This window comes from Serratia sp. FS14 (assembly GCF_000695995.1).
Classification (GTDB): domain Bacteria; phylum Pseudomonadota; class Gammaproteobacteria; order Enterobacterales; family Enterobacteriaceae; genus Serratia; species Serratia nematodiphila.
Genome location: NZ_CP005927.1, coordinates 1,784,647 through 1,801,955, shown reverse-complemented (window position 1 = coordinate 1,801,955; position 17,309 = coordinate 1,784,647). Strand labels below are relative to the sequence as shown.

13 protein-coding genes are annotated in these 17,309 nt (G+C 60.6%); 2 read left to right on the top strand and 11 right to left on the bottom strand.

All coding sequences use genetic code 11. From position 1 onward, the window contains the following. Window positions 1-8: 8 nt before the first annotated feature. Both L085_RS08115 and L085_RS08110 read right to left on the bottom strand, forming a co-directional pair. Window positions 9-317, bottom strand: coding sequence for a recombinase-like helix-turn-helix domain-containing protein (locus L085_RS08115; protein WP_004937617.1), 309 nt, complete (start codon window positions 315-317; stop codon window positions 9-11). Between the two features lie 2 nt (window positions 318-319). Further along, window positions 320-637 (bottom strand): non-heme iron oxygenase ferredoxin subunit, encoded by a 318-nt coding sequence (locus L085_RS08110; RefSeq protein ID WP_033632120.1) that lies wholly within the window; start codon window positions 635-637, stop codon window positions 320-322. A gap of 397 nt (window positions 638-1,034) precedes the next feature. Here L085_RS08110 and L085_RS08105 point away from each other — a divergent pair, with 397 nt between their 5' ends. After that, window positions 1,035-2,276 carry an MFS transporter gene (locus L085_RS08105; protein ID WP_044030514.1) on the top strand — a complete coding sequence of 414 codons (1,242 nt, stop codon included), beginning with the start codon at window positions 1,035-1,037 and terminating at the stop codon, window positions 2,274-2,276. A 110-nt stretch (window positions 2,277-2,386) separates the two neighbouring features. On the opposite strand, the gene L085_RS24545 is transcribed toward L085_RS08105, so the two are convergent. From L085_RS24545 to speA, 3 genes are all read right to left on the bottom strand, one after another. Continuing rightward, a complete protein-coding gene (locus tag L085_RS24545) occupies window positions 2,387-2,539 on the bottom strand; it encodes a Hok/Gef family protein (RefSeq protein ID WP_031300045.1) in 153 nt (50 codons plus the stop codon). A gap of 338 nt (window positions 2,540-2,877) precedes the next feature. After that, a complete protein-coding gene (gene speB / locus L085_RS08100; protein WP_044030513.1) occupies window positions 2,878-3,798 on the bottom strand; it encodes an agmatinase in 921 nt (306 codons plus the stop codon). A gap of 193 nt (window positions 3,799-3,991) precedes the next feature. Then, window positions 3,992-5,968 (bottom strand): biosynthetic arginine decarboxylase, encoded by a 1,977-nt coding sequence (gene speA / locus L085_RS08095; protein WP_004937600.1) that lies wholly within the window; start codon window positions 5,966-5,968, stop codon window positions 3,992-3,994. A gap of 908 nt (window positions 5,969-6,876) precedes the next feature. Between speA and metK the strand changes: the two genes are divergently transcribed. Next, on the top strand, window positions 6,877-8,031 hold the full coding sequence (metK, locus tag L085_RS08090) for a methionine adenosyltransferase (protein ID WP_004937596.1): 1,155 nt from the start codon (window positions 6,877-6,879) through the stop codon (window positions 8,029-8,031). 126 nt (window positions 8,032-8,157) lie between these two features. Here metK and L085_RS08085 read toward each other — a convergent pair whose 3' ends face one another. The 6 genes from L085_RS08085 to mrcB form a co-directional block, all read right to left on the bottom strand. Next, on the bottom strand, window positions 8,158-8,310 hold the full coding sequence (locus L085_RS08085) for a Hok/Gef family protein (protein WP_004937594.1): 153 nt from the start codon (window positions 8,308-8,310) through the stop codon (window positions 8,158-8,160). A 312-nt stretch (window positions 8,311-8,622) separates the two neighbouring features. Then, entirely contained in the window at window positions 8,623-10,611 is a 1,989-nt protein-coding gene (gene fhuB / locus L085_RS08080) for a Fe(3+)-hydroxamate ABC transporter permease FhuB (protein WP_044030512.1), read from the bottom strand. Then, a complete protein-coding gene (fhuD, locus tag L085_RS08075; RefSeq protein WP_044030511.1) occupies window positions 10,608-11,516 on the bottom strand; it encodes a Fe(3+)-hydroxamate ABC transporter substrate-binding protein FhuD in 909 nt (302 codons plus the stop codon). Before fhuD ends, fhuB begins: the two co-directional genes overlap by 4 nt. Beyond that, on the bottom strand, window positions 11,516-12,313 hold the full coding sequence (fhuC, locus tag L085_RS08070) for a Fe3+-hydroxamate ABC transporter ATP-binding protein FhuC (RefSeq protein WP_044030510.1): 798 nt from the start codon (window positions 12,311-12,313) through the stop codon (window positions 11,516-11,518). The genes fhuD and fhuC overlap by 1 nt, the downstream gene beginning before the upstream one ends. A 47-nt stretch (window positions 12,314-12,360) precedes the next feature. Next, the gene (fhuA, locus tag L085_RS08065) at window positions 12,361-14,553 is read right to left on the bottom strand and encodes a ferrichrome porin FhuA (protein WP_044030509.1); all 2,193 of its coding nucleotides are present in this window, start codon (window positions 14,551-14,553) and stop codon (window positions 12,361-12,363) included. A gap of 251 nt (window positions 14,554-14,804) precedes the next feature. Further along, on the bottom strand, window positions 14,805-17,297 hold the full coding sequence (mrcB, locus tag L085_RS08060) for a bifunctional glycosyl transferase/transpeptidase (protein ID WP_015379021.1): 2,493 nt from the start codon (window positions 17,295-17,297) through the stop codon (window positions 14,805-14,807). Between the last annotated feature and the right edge of the window lie 12 nt (window positions 17,298-17,309).

Below are 17,309 nucleotides of genomic sequence, written 5' to 3'. Positions count from 1 at the left end.
GGTATCGCTCAGAAACCGTTAACGTGAAGGAATTCGCGGAACGTCGCCTCATTCCACGGCTGGCCGCTGCGATCGAACAGACGACGCTGATTCAACGCGCTGACGATCTGCTCCAGCTCTTCCGCCCCCTGATCGAAGATCGTTTCCAGCGCCGCCACCAGGGCAGTTTCGAAGCCGTCCGGCACCCGGGCGCGGTTTTGCCAGATGACATTGCGGAACTGGCCCGGCTGATGGATTTGACCGTTGCCGCCTTCGCGGGCCGGCGTCACCTGTTGGGTGTCCGGCAGCCAGGGATTGAAATCGGTGATGTGCTGCATGATTACTCCTCCGCGATAAAGGTGATCTGGATTTGGTTGTCGACCACCCGGGTGGGATAGGTTTGCAGATCGCGGCCGCCCGGCTCGCGCAGGCACTGGCCGGTACGCACGTCAAACAGCGCTTCGTGCAGCGGGCACTCAACCTTGCCGTCGTCTACAAACCCCTGGCTGAGCAAGGCATAAGCATGCGGGCAGACGTCTTCCAGCGCGTAGTAGTTACCGTCGAGCAGGTACACCCCGATCTCCTTTCCTTCCACATTGCCGGAGAAAGGAAAATCTTCTTTCACCTGAGACACTTCGCACACATTCTTCCAGCTCATTGCTTTTATCCTCTATCTGATTGTTTCATATATGAAACTCAGTTTCTTATTTAATACAGCCACTATAAGTCTGGCGAAACTTTCGTCAAGCGAGCGGAACGGCAAATGTTAATGAAAGGTTGTTTAAAAATGACAAATGCGGGAAAGATCACGAAATCATGCACCGATATGAAAAACCTATGTCAGTTGTGCGCTCCCTCGCTAATTTATGGCAAAAAATGCGTTGATCACGGCGGCGCATTGCGCGTAAAAGTGTTTTTTCGCTGTCTTTTACACCCTATTTGATAACAATAAATTTACATCAATCAGCCCCATCCCCGCGTTTGCGCCAAATGGCATCCCCGGGTGAGTTTACTGCTGCCTGAATTCGTCAACCGCTCGCACTGAGGAACGCGCCGTGCAACAACGTCAACGCTGGTTTGGGGTGATCGCCCTGCTGTTTCTGATCGTTATCGCCTATGCGGATCGAGTTAATATCGCCGTGATGTTGGTCAATCCCGACTTCCTGCAACACTTTCAACTCGGCGGTGACCGCGCTCACCAGGGCACGCTGATGACAGTGTTTTTACTCGGTTACGGCCTCTCCGCCATGTTGCTCACGCCGTTTCTGGAAACGCTGATGGGTTACCGCCGCGCGCTGACGCTGAGCGTGGTGCTGTGGGCGCTGCTCACCGCCGCCTCGCCGCTGGCGGGATCGCTGCTGTTGCTGTGCGTGGTGCGCGCGCTGCTTGGCGTCAGCGAAGGGCCGCTGTTCTCGCTGAAAACCATGTATATCAGCGATCATTTCGCCGCCGACGAGCGCGGCAAGCCCAACGCGGTCAGCGCGCTGGGCGTCTCGTTGGGGCTGGTGATCGGCTTTCCGCTGGTGAGTTTTCTGATGGCGCACTTCGGCTGGGCGATGTCGTTTCACCTGCTGGCGCTGCTCAACCTGCTGTTGGGCCTGATGCTGGTGCGGCTGTTCGTTCATCCGCTCGCCTTATCTTCATCTTCACGCCCCGCCGATCCGCAACCGGTGCTAAGCCGCGTCTGGCACACCTTTGCGCTGGCCTGGCGCACGCCGATGCTCGGCTGGATCCTGCTGATCGAGATCGCCACGCTCAGTTACCTGTGGGGCTCCAGCGCCTGGCTGCCGGCTTACCTGACCGATGAAAAGGGGTTCTCCATCAAGCAAATGGGCTGGATGGCCGCGCTGCCTTTCATCGTCAGCATCGCCTCCAAATACCTCGGCGGCGCGTTGCTCGATCGCATCCGTCCTTATCAGGCGCCGCTGATCTTCGTCTTTGGCGGCGCGGCGACCGCACTGTGCATCTATGGCGTAATGAACAGCCATCAGCTTGGCTGGATCGCCTTCTTCCTGCTGGCGGCCAACGCCTGTTGGGGCGTGCAGGGCGCGGCGATCCCCACGCTGCTGCAGCATTATGCGCGGCCGGAGGCGGTCGGCAGCGCCTATGGGCTGATTAACGGCATCGGCAATCTGTTCTCGGCGTTCGTGCCGATGGCGATGGGCATGGTGATGGCCAGCCAGGGCAAGGTGTCCTCGGGCTTTGCGGTGCTGATTGCCTCACAGCTGCTGACGCTGCTGGCGGGCGGGGCGCTGTTTAGCCGTATGTTGCTGGCGCGACAGGTTAACCGGGCATAAACCCATTTCTCTCTCCTCTGCGGCGAGAAACCGAATGCTGTGAGTGGGTGCTCAGGGATCTGGACGCCAACAACCAGCAGACGGGGGACATCCCCCGTCGCCGGGTTGCCTTACCGTTCGGATTCGTAAGCCAAAATGGCCGCAACCTCCGTTGTGCCCGATCGGATACGCAGCTCACACAGCGTGCTGCGCGTTATCCATGCCAGTGATATTACCGTGACACAAATAACCACCAATTTTAACAGGCTCCGTTTGTTCGGCATCATGCCTTCTTCTCCTTGCCTCGCGGCGGGTAAGAGGCTAACTTAACGTTGTCTGGCGTTAGAGTTGGCCTCGGGTTGATGAATATCGACTCGGGGCTTTTCTCTTTGTATCTTTCGCAGAAGCTCCAGAGACAAAGATCCAGAGCACCCGCGCGCAGTATATTCATCCACCCCGCTATCCCGGCTCCCTTCTTCCTGACTCTTTTTCATTTCTGCGCAGGATTGCGCAAAGGCGTTGCAACAGACTGAAAATCGCCGCACGGATGGCGACAAATGAAATAAAAAAAAGCGGCCCCCATACGATGGGAGCCGCTTTTTCAGCGAGGCGTGGCCTGGCGTCAGGCGTGTTTCTTGGCCGCCAGCAGGTACAGCATCTCCAGACCCAACGTCGCCGCGGCCAGCGCGGTGATCTCGGACTGGTCATAAGCCGGCGCCACTTCCACTACGTCCATGCCAACGATGTTCAGCGACTGCATGCCGCGCACCAGTTTCAGCGCGCGATCGGAAGTCAGACCGCCAATCACCGGCGTGCCGGTGCCCGGTGCGAACGCCGGATCGAGGCAGTCGATGTCGAAGGTCAGGTACACCGGCATATCGCCGACGATGCCTTTGATCTGGGTCAGCAGGTCGTCCACGCTGCGATCGTTCACCTGCGCGGCGTCCAGCACGGTGAAGCCGTTGTCATGGTCGAACTCGGTGCGAATGCCGATCTGTACTGAGTGATGCGGATCGATCAGGCCTTCGTTCGGCGCATGGTAGAACATGGTGCCGTGGTCGAACTTGCTGCCGTTGGCGTAGGTATCGGTATGGGCGTCGAAGTGTACCAGCGCCAGCTTGCCGAAATGCTTGGCGTGCGCGCGCAGCAGCGGCAGGGTGACGAAATGGTCGCCGCCGAACGAGAGCATGCGCTTACCGGCCTTCAGCAGTTTCTCCGCGTGCGCCTGCAGCTTGTCGCTCATGTCCTGCGCATCGCCGAAGTTGAACACGATGTCGCCGCAGTCAACCACGTTCAGGCGATCGCGCAGATCGAAGCTCCACGGCCAACGGTTGCCTTCCCAGGCCAGGTTGGTGGACACCTGGCGGATGGCCGCCGGGCCGTGACGGCCACCGGCGCGACCGGAGGTCGCCATGTCAAACGGAATGCCGGTGATGACCCACTCTGCATCGCTGTCGTAAGGCATGAAGTTCAGCGGAAAGCGCAGGAAACCAAAGGCGTTGGACACTAATGAATTATCGGACTGATGGCCTAAGGTGCTCATAGTAAACCCTCGTAGTTCAACAAGTTGCCGGGCGTAGACGCCGGGCCGTGACAAAAAAAATCCCTCCCGCGTCGTTAGCCCGACGAGAAAGGGATTTATTCGATGTGTGTTTCGGTGCTACCGATACGGCAGATTATGGCCGCATTTTGCTCATGCTTCAAGGGGGCCGACATCGCCCCCCTGAAGAGGGCGGTTACTCGTCTTCCAGATACGTGTAACCGTACAGGCCGGCTTCAAACTCTTCCAGGAACTGCGCCTGCAGCTCGCTGTCCAGATCGGTTTCTTTGACCTGATCGCGGAATTTGGACAGCAGCGCGCTCGGATCGAGCTGCACGTACTCCAGCATGTCCGCCACGGTGTCGCCCTCGTCGGACAATTCGGTCTCGACGCTGCCGTCCGGGAACACGTACACGTCAACCGAGGCGGTGTCGCCGAACAGGTTGTGCATGTTGCCGAGGATCTCCTGATACGCACCGACCATGAAGAAGCCCAACGCCGGCGGGTTCTCCGGATCGTACGGCGGCATCGGCATGGTGGTCGCCACGCCGTCGCCGTCGACGTAATGGTCGATGGTGCCGTCGGAATCGCAGGTGATGTCGAGCAGCACCGCACGGCCTTCCGGCGGCTTATCCAGCCCTTCCAGCGGCAGCACCGGGAACAGTTGATCGATACCCCAGGCATCCGGCATCGACTGGAACAGCGAGAAGTTGACGTAGAACTTGTCCGCCATGCGCTCTTGCAATTCGTCGATGATCGGGCGGTGCGCGCGGTTGCTCGGATCGAGCTGCTGCTGGATCTTGTTGCAGATGTTCAGATACAGCTGCTCGGCCCAGGCGCGCTTGGTCAGGTCCAGCATGCCGTGCGCGTATTGGGTATGCACGTCGTGCAGATCCATCTGGCTGTCGTGCAGCCATTCACGCAGCGAGCGGCGGTTCTCCGGCTCGTTCATTTCCAGCCAGGTTTCCCACATGCTTTCCAGCGCGCGCGGCGCGTCGGCTTCCGGCGGCTGCGGTTCGCTGAATTCGTTGCGCTCTACGCCGATCACATTGGAGACCAGCACCGTGTGGTGCGCGGTCACGGCGCGGCCGGACTCGGTGATCACCGTCGGGTGCGGCAGGCCGTGTTCGTTACAGGCGTCGCCGATGCCCCAAATCACGTTGTTGGCGTATTCGTTCAGGCCGTAGTTGACCGAGCAATCGGACTGCGAGCGGGTGCCTTCGTAGTCGACGCCCAAACCGCCGCCCACGTCGAAGCACTGAATGTTGACGCCCAGCTTGTGCAGCTCAACGTAGAAGCGCGCCGATTCGCGCACGCCGGTGGCGATATCGCGAATGTTGGCCAGCTGCGAGCCCAGGTGGAAGTGCAGCAACTGCAGGCTGTCGAGACGGCCCGCTTCGCGCAGGGTCTCCACCAGCTTCAGCACCTGCACCGCCGCCAGACCGAATTTGGACTTTTCGCCGCCGCTCGACTGCCATTTGCCGGAGCCTTGCGACGCCAGACGCGCACGCACGCCCAGGCGCGGTATGACGTTCAAGCGTTCGGCTTCTTCCAGCACCAGGTTGATCTCGGACATCTTTTCGATCACCAGGTACACCTTGTGCCCCAGTTTTTCCCCGATCAGCGCCAGGCGAATGTATTCACGATCTTTATAACCGTTACAGACGATCACCGAGCGGGTCATGCCGGCATGCGCCAGCACCGCCATCAGCTCGGCCTTGGAGCCGGCTTCCAGCCCCAGCGGTTCGCCGGAATTCACCAGCGATTCAATCACACGGCGATGTTGGTTCACCTTGATCGGATACACCAGGAAATAGCCGCCCTGGTAACCGAAGGACTCGCGCGCGCGTTTGAACGCGGCGTTGATCGAACGCAGGCGATGCTGAAGGATCTGCGGGAAGCAGAACAGCGCCGGCAGACGTTGGCCGTCTTGCTGGCGCGTTTTCACCAGTTCTGCCAGATCGACGCGCGCCTGCGGGACATCCGGATCCGGGCACACGCTGATATGGCCCAGCTCGTTGACGTCATAGTAATTGTTGCCCCAGTAGGCGACGTTATAAGTACGCAGCATCTTGCTGGCATTACGATCATTCATGGCAACCTCCTGCATGGAGCGCAAAGATAAAGACTCGCCCGCAACCGGCGGACGGTGAATCAACAGATCATCAGACATGGTTCGCCTCACATTCCGTACTGACGAAACCGCCAGCCACTATCGCAGCTACAACCCGCGAGAACAACCCAACAAGCCGCGCCGGCGGCAGCGAAGAGAACTGCCGTTCGCGGTCAGCGATCGGTTTATCACTCATATAATTGTAAGACACCCTGTTCAAACCTCGTGAATCGGGCCAAGAAACATCCCACAGGAAGGCTGCAGGCTACCCTTGTTCAGTTCTTCAGACGACCGTTAGCCGGCCCGAGAATCCTGAGTAGCGGCCAAGTGTTTATCGCACCTGGTAAGTGACAGAGAGACAAGACGGGAAATAGCAGAAGAATGTGCGCCAGAACGGCACTGCTGTTGGGAACCAACAACCGGTAGACAACGGATCATTAATCCAACCACCTCCACGCGCGCCGTTCGGAGTGAACGACCCAGCCTCTAAAATAGTGTAAGAACGTGACCGTTCGATGAAGCGGCGGCGCCACGGCGAACGCCCGCGACGGATAATAGCGCAATGCCGGCGAATGCAAAGCGGAAGTTTATCGTACCTTCCCCCACGCCAGACCGCCGTACTGTGCAGCAAATGAACCGCGCGCGCAGTTTATACCGGTAAGCAGGTGAAAAAGCAAAATGAAAATTCGCCGAAAACTGTTTCAAGCGATGAAAATGGCGCCAACCCGTTTGCGCAAAAGAGCGAAAGCGCAAAAAATTACTGGCAATCTGGCTAAACCCTGACCTAAAATAGACGTCCAGATGTTAATCCATCTATACTGGTTAACTGATAAACTGCTTAACGGCTTTGCCTGAGGGGCGTTGCAGGATGCATCTCGCGCCATCAGCGGAAGACCCTTCGCTTCGATGCCGGATCTCCAGCGCTGTGCAGTAATTTCTAACCCGTCTTATGCAAGGTAAAGAACACAATGGCTAAACACCTCTTCACGTCCGAATCCGTCTCCGAAGGACATCCAGATAAAATCGCCGACCAGATCTCCGATGCCGTCCTCGACGCCATCCTGGAACAAGATCCGAAGGCGCGCGTCGCCTGCGAAACCTACGTGAAAACCGGCATGGTCCTGGTCGGCGGTGAAATCACCACCAGCGCCTGGGTCGATATCGAAGAGATCACCCGCAAGACCGTGCGCGAGATCGGCTACGTTCATTCGGACATGGGCTTTGACGCCAACTCCTGCGCAGTATTGAGCGCTATCGGCAAGCAATCCCCGGATATCAATCAGGGCGTTGACCGTACCGATCCTCTCGAGCAGGGCGCCGGCGATCAGGGCTTGATGTTTGGCTACGCCACCAACGAAACCGACGTGCTGATGCCGGCTCCGGTGACCTACGCACACCGTCTGGTGCAGCGCCAGTCCGAAGTGCGTAAAAACGGCACCCTGCCGTGGCTGCGCCCGGACGCGAAGAGCCAGGTGACCTTCCAATACGACGACGGCAAAATCGTCGGCATCGACGCCGTCGTTCTGTCCACCCAGCATTCCGAAGACATCGCGCTGAAAGATCTGCAAGAAGCGGTGATGGAAGAGATCATCAAGCCGGTACTGCCGGCGGAATGGCTGACGGCGGGCACCAAATACCACATCAACCCGACCGGCCGTTTCGTTATCGGCGGCCCGATGGGCGACTGCGGCCTGACCGGCCGTAAAATCATCGTCGACACCTACGGCGGCATGGCTCGCCACGGCGGCGGCGCCTTCTCCGGTAAGGATCCGTCCAAGGTTGACCGTTCCGCGGCTTACGCGGCGCGCTACGTGGCGAAAAACATCGTCGCCGCCGGCCTGGCCGATCGCTGCGAGATCCAGGTGTCTTACGCTATCGGCGTAGCGGAACCGACTTCCATCATGGTGGAAACCTTCGGTACCGAGAAAGTGCCAACCGAACAGCTGACGCTGCTGGTGCGCGAATTCTTCGATCTGCGCCCATACGGCCTGATCCAGATGATGGATCTGCTGCAGCCGATCTACCGCGAAACCGCCGCCTACGGCCACTTCGGCCGCGAGCACTTCCCGTGGGAAGCGACCGACAAAGCTGAGCTGCTGCGCGATGCCGCCGGCCTGAAATAAGCCCCGACATCAACATGAAAAACGGCGAGCCTTGGCTCGCCGTTTTTTTTTGAGCGGATGGGTGCTCCCGGATCAACGCATCGACTGCCAGCAAGCGGAGGCAAAGCCCCCCGCCGCCGGGTTGCCTTACCGTTCGGATTCGTAAGCCAAAATGGCCGCAACCTCCGTAGTGCCCGATCGGATACGCAGCTCACACAGCGAGCTGCGGGTTATCCATGCCAGTGATATTACCGTGGCACAAATAACCACCAATTTTAACAGGCTCCGTTTGTTCGGCATCATGCCTTCTTCTCCTTGCCTCGCGGCGGGTAAGAGGCTAACTTAACGTTGTCGTGCGTTAGAGTAGGCCTCGGGTTGATGAATATCGACTCGGGGCTTTTCTCTTTGTATCTTTCGCTCGGGCTCCAGAGACAAAGATCCAGAGCACCCGCCCGCAGTATATTCATCTCACCACCACGCCTCGTGTTCCTTTTCGCACGTAATATCATTTTTGCGCAACCGCTCGCAGTGCCCTACAACACCATGAAAAATAAAAAAAGGCTCAGCGACGCTGAGCCTTTGATGGCAGAAAAAGCACGGCCGAGATGCCGATTACGACGTCTGCTTACGCAACAGATAAACGAAGTACGGCGCGCCGATAAAGGTCGCCAGTAACCCGGCGGGGATCTGATACGGGAACAGCAGCATCCGCCCGCACCAGTCGGCAAACACCATCAGCAAGCCGCCCAGCAGCGCGGCGATCACCATCTGCGGCAGCGCGCGGCGGAAGCCCAGCATGCGCGCCATATGCGGCGCCATCAGCCCGACAAAGCTCAGCGGCCCCACGGTCAGGGTCGCCATGGCGGTCAGCGTGGCGGCCAGCAACAGGATGGTCAATCGCGCAGGTGTCAAGGCGATCCCCACCGAACGAGCGGTAGCGCCGCCAAGCGGCAGGATGGTCAGCCAACGGCGGCACAGCGGCGCCAATACCATCAGGCAGGCGGCCACCAGCGCGGTGCGCAGCGCCTGCGCCGGCTCCACCGAATAGGTCGAGCCGGAGAGCCAGGTCAGCAAGCCCCCCATACGCGGATCGCCGCTGGCCAACAGCAGGAAGATGACGGTGGTAAAGGCGGTGCTGAGCGCGATACCGGCGAGCAGCATGCGTTCCGTCGAGAAACCGCCGCGGCCGGCGGCGATCATGATGATCAGCAGCGTAACGGCCGCCCCCAGACTGCCGGCGGGCAGCAGCCAAACGAAGGCGTCGCCCGGCACCATAAACAACATCATCACGACGCCAAAAGCGGCGCCGGAACTGATGCCCAACACTTCCGGGCTGGCCATCGGGTTGCCGGTCAGTTTCTGAATCAGCGTGCCGGCGACCGCCAGCATCATGCCCGCGGCCAACGCCGACAGCACCCGCGGCCAGCGCCACGGCAGCAGGGAGTCCAGTTCTGCCCCCAGGCTCCAGTGCCAGCCGCCGGCATTTTTACCCAGCATCAGCGCCAGCGTCAGGCCGATCAGCAATACGAGGCCACCCAGCAGGATCCAGCCGGGCAGATTCCCGCGCTCGGCAGGCACCTTATCGCCCAGGTTCATCGGCGGCGGCGTGGCGGCGCTGCGCAAACGCGGCAACAGCCACAACAGCAGCGGCGCGCCGAACAGCGCGGTGGCCGCACCGGTCGGGATCTCGCGCCACACCTGCGTCACCCCGAGCATCACCTGATCGGTCAGCCACAGCAACAGCGCCCCCAGCAACGGCGCCAGCATCATGCGGTGCGCCAGACGGCGCGCGCCCAGCATCTTCGCCATCAGCGGCGCAAACAGGCCGATAAAGCCGATAACGCCCACCGCGCTCACCAGCATGGCGCTGAAGATAATGGCCAGCCCCAGGGCGCAGAAGCGCGCCATCGACAGCCCCAGGCCCAGGTTGCGCGCCACGCCGTCGTCCAGTCCCAGCAGCGTCAGCGGGCGCAGCAATAGCGCCGCCAGCGCACTGGCCACCAGCAAACGCGGCAGGATAAACTGCACCGCGCTCCAATCCTGTTGGTTCAGCGCGCCGGTGCCCCACAGGAACATGCCCTGCAGTTGATCGTAATGAAACAGCGCCAGCAGGCTGTTGACCGCGCCGCAGTAAAGTCCCAGCACCAGCCCGGCCAGAATCAGCGTCACCGGCGACATCCGCTTGCCCCAGGCGACGCCGAACACCAGCCCGCCCACCACAATCGCCCCCACCATAGCGGCCAACTGGCGGGTGAACTCGCCCCCCGGCAGCACCCACAGCGTGGCGATGGTCAGGCCGAGTTGCGCGCCGGCGGCCACGCCGAGCGTCGACGGTTCCGCCAACGGATTGCGCAACACCTGCTGGAACAGCACGCCAACCAACCCCAGACCGGCGCCGGCCAACAGCGACACCGTCAACCGCGGCAGCAGGCTGTAATGGAACAGCATTTGCCGCACGTCGTCGATGTTCGGCGCGCTGAGCGCCCGCACCCATTGCGCCGGCGGCAGCTGCTGCACCAGGTTATATATCGTCAAACCGCCTGCCGCCGCCAGCAACAGCAAGATCAGCGTCAGCGGCAATTTCCGGATGCCCGCATTCATGACGCACTCTCCTGAGCCTGCGCCAACAGGCGGCAAAACCGCATCGTCGACAGCGTAGCGCCATAGAACCACACCGCCGGCACCTGCCGCAGCTGGTTTTGCCGCACGAAGGGCAACGACTGCCACAGCGGCGTCGCGCTGACCTTGTCCATCATCGCCTGATTGCCGTGATCGAGATAAATGACCCGGGCGTTACGCACCGTGGCCAATCGTTCAATCCCCACCACCGCCGTGCCCCAAAAATCGGTTGGCTCCTGCCAGGCATTGCGAATGCCGAGTTGATCCATCGCTTCCTGGAACAGACTTTTCTGGCCGATGATCAGCGCATGGCGCGTGTCGATCAGCGAAAACAACAGCAGCGGTTGCCGGGTGTAGCTTTGCAGGCGCTGACGCGCGTCCTGCATAAAGCTGTCGAACTGCGCCAGGTGGTTTACCGCCCGGCTTTCTATGCCCAACCGCTGGCCCAGCGCCAGCAGCGACTGGCGGGCGACGGTCAGCGGTTTGCCGCTGCCGTCGTTGAAGCCGAAGCTCATGGTTGGCGCGATGGGTTGGATTTTGCGCGGCGTTGGGCCATAGCCTTGCGACAACAACACCAGCGAAGGCTGCAGTTGCTGCAGCAGTTCGAGGTTCGGTTCAGTGCGCTGGCCGACGTCGACCACCGTCGCCGGCAGCTTTGGCTCCGCCACCCACAGGTTATAGTTATGCACATCGGCCACCGCCAGCGGCGTCACGCCCAATGCCAACAGCAGCTCGATCGGCAACCATTCCAGCGCCGCAACGCGCGCGATATCCGGCGGCGCATCCGCCGCTCGGCCGGGCAACGAACCCAACAGCGGCGACAGCGCCAGCGCCATCAACAAACGGCGGCGCAGCGGATCGTGAGAAGAAGTGAATGTAGAGGACATCAGTAGACAAAACTCACCGGCGCGCCGTCGCTCGGATGCGGCAACGTGCCCATAGGAATACCGTAAATTTGCTCCAGCACCGGCCCCTGCATCAGCTCCAGCGGGCCGCCCTGGGCGATCATTTCACCGCCGCGCAGCGCCACCAAATGGTCGCAGTAGCGCGCCGCCATGTTGATGTCGTGCAGTACGGCGATCACTGTAAGATCGCGTTCGCGGCTCAGGCGCTGGATCAGCGCCAGCACCTCGACCTGGTGCGCGATATCCAGCGCCGAGGTCGGTTCGTCGAGCAGCAGGCAGCGGCTGTCCTGCGCCACCATCATCGCCAGCCAGGCGCGTTGGCGCTCGCCGCCGGACAGGCTGTCCACCAGCCGGTTGGCGAACGGCTTCAAGCCCACCAGCGCGATGGCCTCTTCCACCTGTTGACGATCGTTGGCGCCAAAACGCCCCAGCGCGCCATGCCACGGATAACGGCCGACGGCCACCAGCTCGCGCACCGTCATGCCTTCCGCCGCCGGCAACTGCTGCGGCAGGTAGGCCACCTGGCGGGCGAAGGATTTGCTGTCCCACTGCGCCAACGGCTGCTGATTGAGCAAGACCTGGCCGCCGCTGGGCGCATGGTGCCGCCCGAGCAGTTTCAACAGGGTGGATTTACCGGAACCGTTATGGCCGATCAGGCCGCAGACTTTGCCCTGGGGAAAACTGAGCGACAGCGGTTGCAGCAGCACCCGGCCGGGGACGGCGAAACTGGCGTTATCCAGCGCGAAGGTCGCGCCGGGATTAAGAAGTTTGTCCTGCATAGATCCTGCTTTGTCCGGGGCGACGCGGCGCCGCCCCGACTATCCGGTTAGAAACGGAAGGTTGCGGTGGCGACCACCTGGCGTTCTGCGCCCCAGTAGCAGGCGTAGTCGCGGTAGCAGCTCGACACGTAGGTCTTGTCGAACAGGTTGTTGATGTTGACGCCCACGGACGAACCCGGCAGGCCAAAGCGCGCCAGATCGTATTTAATGGTCGCGTCCACCAGCGTGTAGTCCGGCACTTTGAAGGTGGAGTTATCGCTGTTGAAGCTCGAGCTGGAGCCGACGTAACGCACGCCGGAACCCAGCGTCAGACCGCTCACCGCCGTTTCGTGGAAGGTATAATCCGCCCACAGCGACGCCATATGTTTCGGCACCTCGACGGTCGGTTTGCCCTGATAGGTATTGTCCTTGGTGTACTTCGCATCGGTATAGGTATAGGAGGCGATCAGGTTGACGTTGGCATTCAACGCCGCCTTGGCTTCCAGCTCCACGCCGCGCGAACGGATCTCGCCGCTCTGCACGCTGAACTGCGCGTTATCCGGATCCGGCGTCAGGTTGTTGTTCTTGGTCAGTTGGTACAGCGCGCCGGTCAGCACGATTGGGCGATCCTTCGGCACGTATTTCACACCGGCTTCATACTGCTTGCCGATCGAGGGCTTAAAGGTCTGGCCGTTGATTGACGTATCGAGGGTCGGTTCAAACGACTCGCTGTAGCTGAAATACGGCGTCACGCCGTTGTCGAACAGGTAATTCAATCCGCCGCGCCAGGTAAACTGCCCATCGGAGCGTTCGTTGGTGTACCCGAGAACGCGGTTATTGGCCGACGTTTTCGCCCAGTCATAGCGCCCGCCCAGCGTCAACAGCCACTGGTTCCACTCCCCTTGCTCCTGCACATACAGGCCGGTTTGCTCCTGACGGTTCAAATACTTGTATGGGAAGTTGATATTGACCACATCATTGCCATACTGCGGCTGGGTCATGCTCAGGCCGTCTGCGGAACCATAGTCGGAATTGATATCGTTGCGCATACGCGAATAATCTACGCCAAACAACAGCGTATGGTCGATATCGCCGGTTTTCACCTTCGCCTGCGCCTGAGTATCAACCGCAAAATTGTTCAGGTGCTCTTTCGACTGAACATAAGCGCGATTGATCGTCGTCGGTGATGACAAGCCAAATCCGTAGATGCTCTTCATATCGGTGTCCACCTGCATATAACGCAGGTTCTGGCGCACCGCCCAGGTATCGTTGAAGGCGTGTTCGAAACTGTACCCAATCATCCGCTGCTTGCGCGCCATATAGTTGCTGGCTTCGCCTTCGTTGAAATCGGTCGGCAGTTTGCTGCCGTCCGGCAACGGGATCAGCGTGCCCTGCTTCGGCAGCCAGCCGTAATAACCGGTATAGGGATCGTTTTGAATGTTGGCCAGCAGCGTGAAGTTGGTTTTGTCATCCGGGCGCCAGCTAAAGGACGGCGCGATCGCATAGCGCTTCTCTTTGCTCATGTTTTGCTGCGTATCGCTGTCTTTCGCCAGGCCGGTCAGGCGATAGGAATAGATGCCCTGATCGTCCAGCGCGTCGCTGAAATCGAAACCGGTCTGGAACAGGTTGTCGCTGCCCATCTTGAACTGGATTTCGCGCAGCGGCTCGGTGGTTGGCCGCTTGCTGACCATCGAGACCAAACCGCCCGGGTTGCTTTTGCCGTACAGCACCGAGACCGGGCCGCGCAGCAGTTCGGCGCGTTCGAGGAAATAAGGATCGATGGACGCTTCGCTGTAGTTGTCGCCCAGCAACCGCAGGCCATCCAGATACTGGGTGGTGTTGGTGGCCGGGAAGCCGCGGATTGCCACCGCGTCATAGGTCGTGGAGCTGCCACGGCTGGCGAATACGCCCGGCGCATAGGCCAGTGCGCCCTTCACCGTATCCGGTTGGCGCATGTCCATCTCTTCACGCGTTACCACGGAAACGGACTGCGGGTTCTTCTCGATCGGTGTATCGGTTTTGGTGCCGGTGGCGCTGCGCTTGGCGACATAGGTGCCGACCGGCCCCCAGGCGCTTTCCTGCTGGGCGGTATTGCTACCGCCCACAACGGTAATCGTGTCTTCCTTGGCGGCCGGCTTGGCGTCGGCGGAAAAGGCCGGCATCGCCAGCGTGCCCAGCGCCGCGGCGACGGTGATCGCTAACGCGCTGACGGGGAGGCGGCCCTGCTTGGCCGCGAATGGTGGAAGACGCTTGGTCGGCATAGTTGATTTCTCTGATGAATAATTAAATGACGAATGTAAACGATAATAATTATTATAAGCGTCGCATTTTATGCAGAAGCCAAATTAAACTGCAAGCCGAATTCATAGGGCAAATAGGTTAAGGATTAGACGCTTAGCCTTGCGGTTAGCAGGGAAATAAAACGAGCGGAAAAATAAAAAAGCCCGCAACCAAGGTTACGGGCTTAATAACAAAGAAAAAACTTTCACCGGGGCCGACGCCCCGGTAGCGATTACTGGCCGAACATATCCTTGATCCAGCCGGCGACGCCATCGCCATCTTTTTGCTCCCCCGCCGCCGGTTGCTGCTGTTGCTGCACCGCCGCCTGGCTGGCCTGACACAGTCCCTGCGGATTGTCGGTCCAGACCGGGATGGTGCGCCAGCTGCCGCCGCCGCAGATAAAGTTGCCGGCGGAGTCGATGCTCATCTGGTTAATGCCTTCCGGCGGCTGCAGCATCAGCGGCAGCGGCGTCTGGTTTTCCAGATAGCGACGATACAGGGTCAACGCGCCGTTGGCGCCGGTCAGCTTGGCCGGGCCGTTGTTATCGCGCCCGACCCAGGCGATCGCCACTTCCTTGCCGTCGATGCCGGCGAACCAGCTGTCGCGCAGATCGTTGGTGGTACCGGTTTTCGCCGCCAGGTTGTAGTTCGGGAACTTCACCGACAGCGAGCGGGAGGTCCCGCGTGCCACGCCCTGCTGCATCGCGTACAGCGTCAGGTAAGCGGCCTGCGCCGGCACCATACGCTCCGCCTGCGGGAAGCTCTGGTACAGCACCGTGCCGTCTTCGGCGATCACCGAACGCACCGCCGACAGCGGCGCACGGTTACCGCCGCTGGCGATGGTCTGGTACTCCTGCGCCACTTCCATCGGCGTCAGGCCGATCGCCCCCAGCAGCATCGAAGGCACCGGGTTGATCTCCGCTTTCGGGATGCCCAGGCGTTGCAGCGTGGCGCTGATCTGATCCAGCCCGACCGACAGGCCGAGGTTCACCGTCGGCACGTTCAGCGAGTTGGCCAACGCATCCACCAGCATCACCTGACCGCGGAATTTGCGATCATAGTTGTTCGGCTGCCAGACGGCGCCGTTCGGCTGTTTCAGCGACAGCGGCGCATCCGCCAGCCAGGTGTTGAGGCGGTATTTATCCGGTTCGGACAGCGCGGTCAGATACGTCGGCGGCTTGGCCAACGAGCCGACCAGACGGCGCGCCTGCATGGCGCGGTTGAAACCGGCGAACTGCGGGTTGGCGCCGCCGACCATGGCGCGCACTTCACCGCTGAAGCGATCGACAATCACCATCGCCGCTTCCAGATCCTGCAGGTGACGCGCGGCGCGCAGCGCCGGGATGCCGTCTTCGACCGCTTTTTCCGCCGCGTCTTGCGACACCGGATCCAGCGTGGTGAAGATCTTCACCCCGGACAAGTCATTCACTTTATCGCCCAGCCTGGTTTGCAGTTCCTGACGCACCATCTGCATAAACGCCGGCTGTGGCGTAATGACGCCGCCTTTCGGCTGTACGCCCAGCGGACGCGCGCTCAGCATGTCATACAGCTCGCCGTCGATCACACCCTGGTTCTGCAGCAGTTTGAGCACCAGGTTGCGGCGTTCCAGCGCCAGTTTCGGGTTACGCCACGGGTTGTACAGTGACGCGCCCTTGACCATGCCGACCAGCAGCGCCTGCTGATCGAGGCTCAGCTCGTCCACCGGGCGGCCGAAGTAATACAGGCTGGCCAGCGGGAAGCCGCGGATCTGGTCGCTGCCGCTCTGGCCGAGATACACCTCGTTCAGATACAGCTCCAGAATGCGATCCTTGCTGTAACGGTAATCGACCAACAGCGCCATATAGGCTTCGTTGGCCTTACGCCACAGCGAACGTTCGTTGGTCAGGAACAGGTTCTTCACCAGCTGCTGCGTCAGGGTACTGCCGCCCTGCACCGCACGGCCGGCGGTCAGGTTGGCCAGCACCGCGCGGCCGATGGAGTACGGGCTGATGCCGTCATGCTCATAGAAGTGGCGGTCTTCCGTGGCGATCAGCGTATCCACCAACAGATCCGGGAAACCGGAGCGCGGCACGAACAGGCGCTGTTCACCGTTCGGCGACTGCAGCATGGTGATAAGACGCGGATCGAGGCGGAAGAAGCCGAAGCTGCGGCCGCTGTCCAGGTTTTCGATCTTCGCCAGGCGGTTGTTCTGGAAATCGAGGCGGGCGCGGATCTGCCCTTCTTTACCATCCGGGAAGTCGAACGGGCGGCGCAGCATCTCGATGCTGTTGGCCTGTACGGTAAACTCGCCCGGACGCGTCATGCGGCTGACCTGACGGTACTGCATGCCTTCCAGCAGGTTGACCATCTCCTTCTTGCTGTACGGCATGCCCGGTTCCAGGTTGACCATGCGGCCGTACACCGCCGCCGGCAATTGCCAGACTTTGCCGTCGATGCGGCTGCGGATCTGCGAGTCCAGGTAGACGCCGTAGATCGCCAACAGGACGGCGAGCACCAGGATCAGTTTGATAATCAGGCCGAGCCAGCGGCGTTTTTTACGCGGCGGAGTCGCTTTTACCTTACGCGGCATGCGTTCCTCCTCCTCTTCATACTCATCATCGTCATACTCGTCTTCTTCGTAATCGTCATAATCGTCGTCTCGGCGACGGCGCGGCGGCTTGCGCGACGCGGTGCTTTTTGGTTGTTTTCCTTTGCGCCCGATGGGCTCGCGGTCATCCCCAGCCATGGCTGTTGTTCT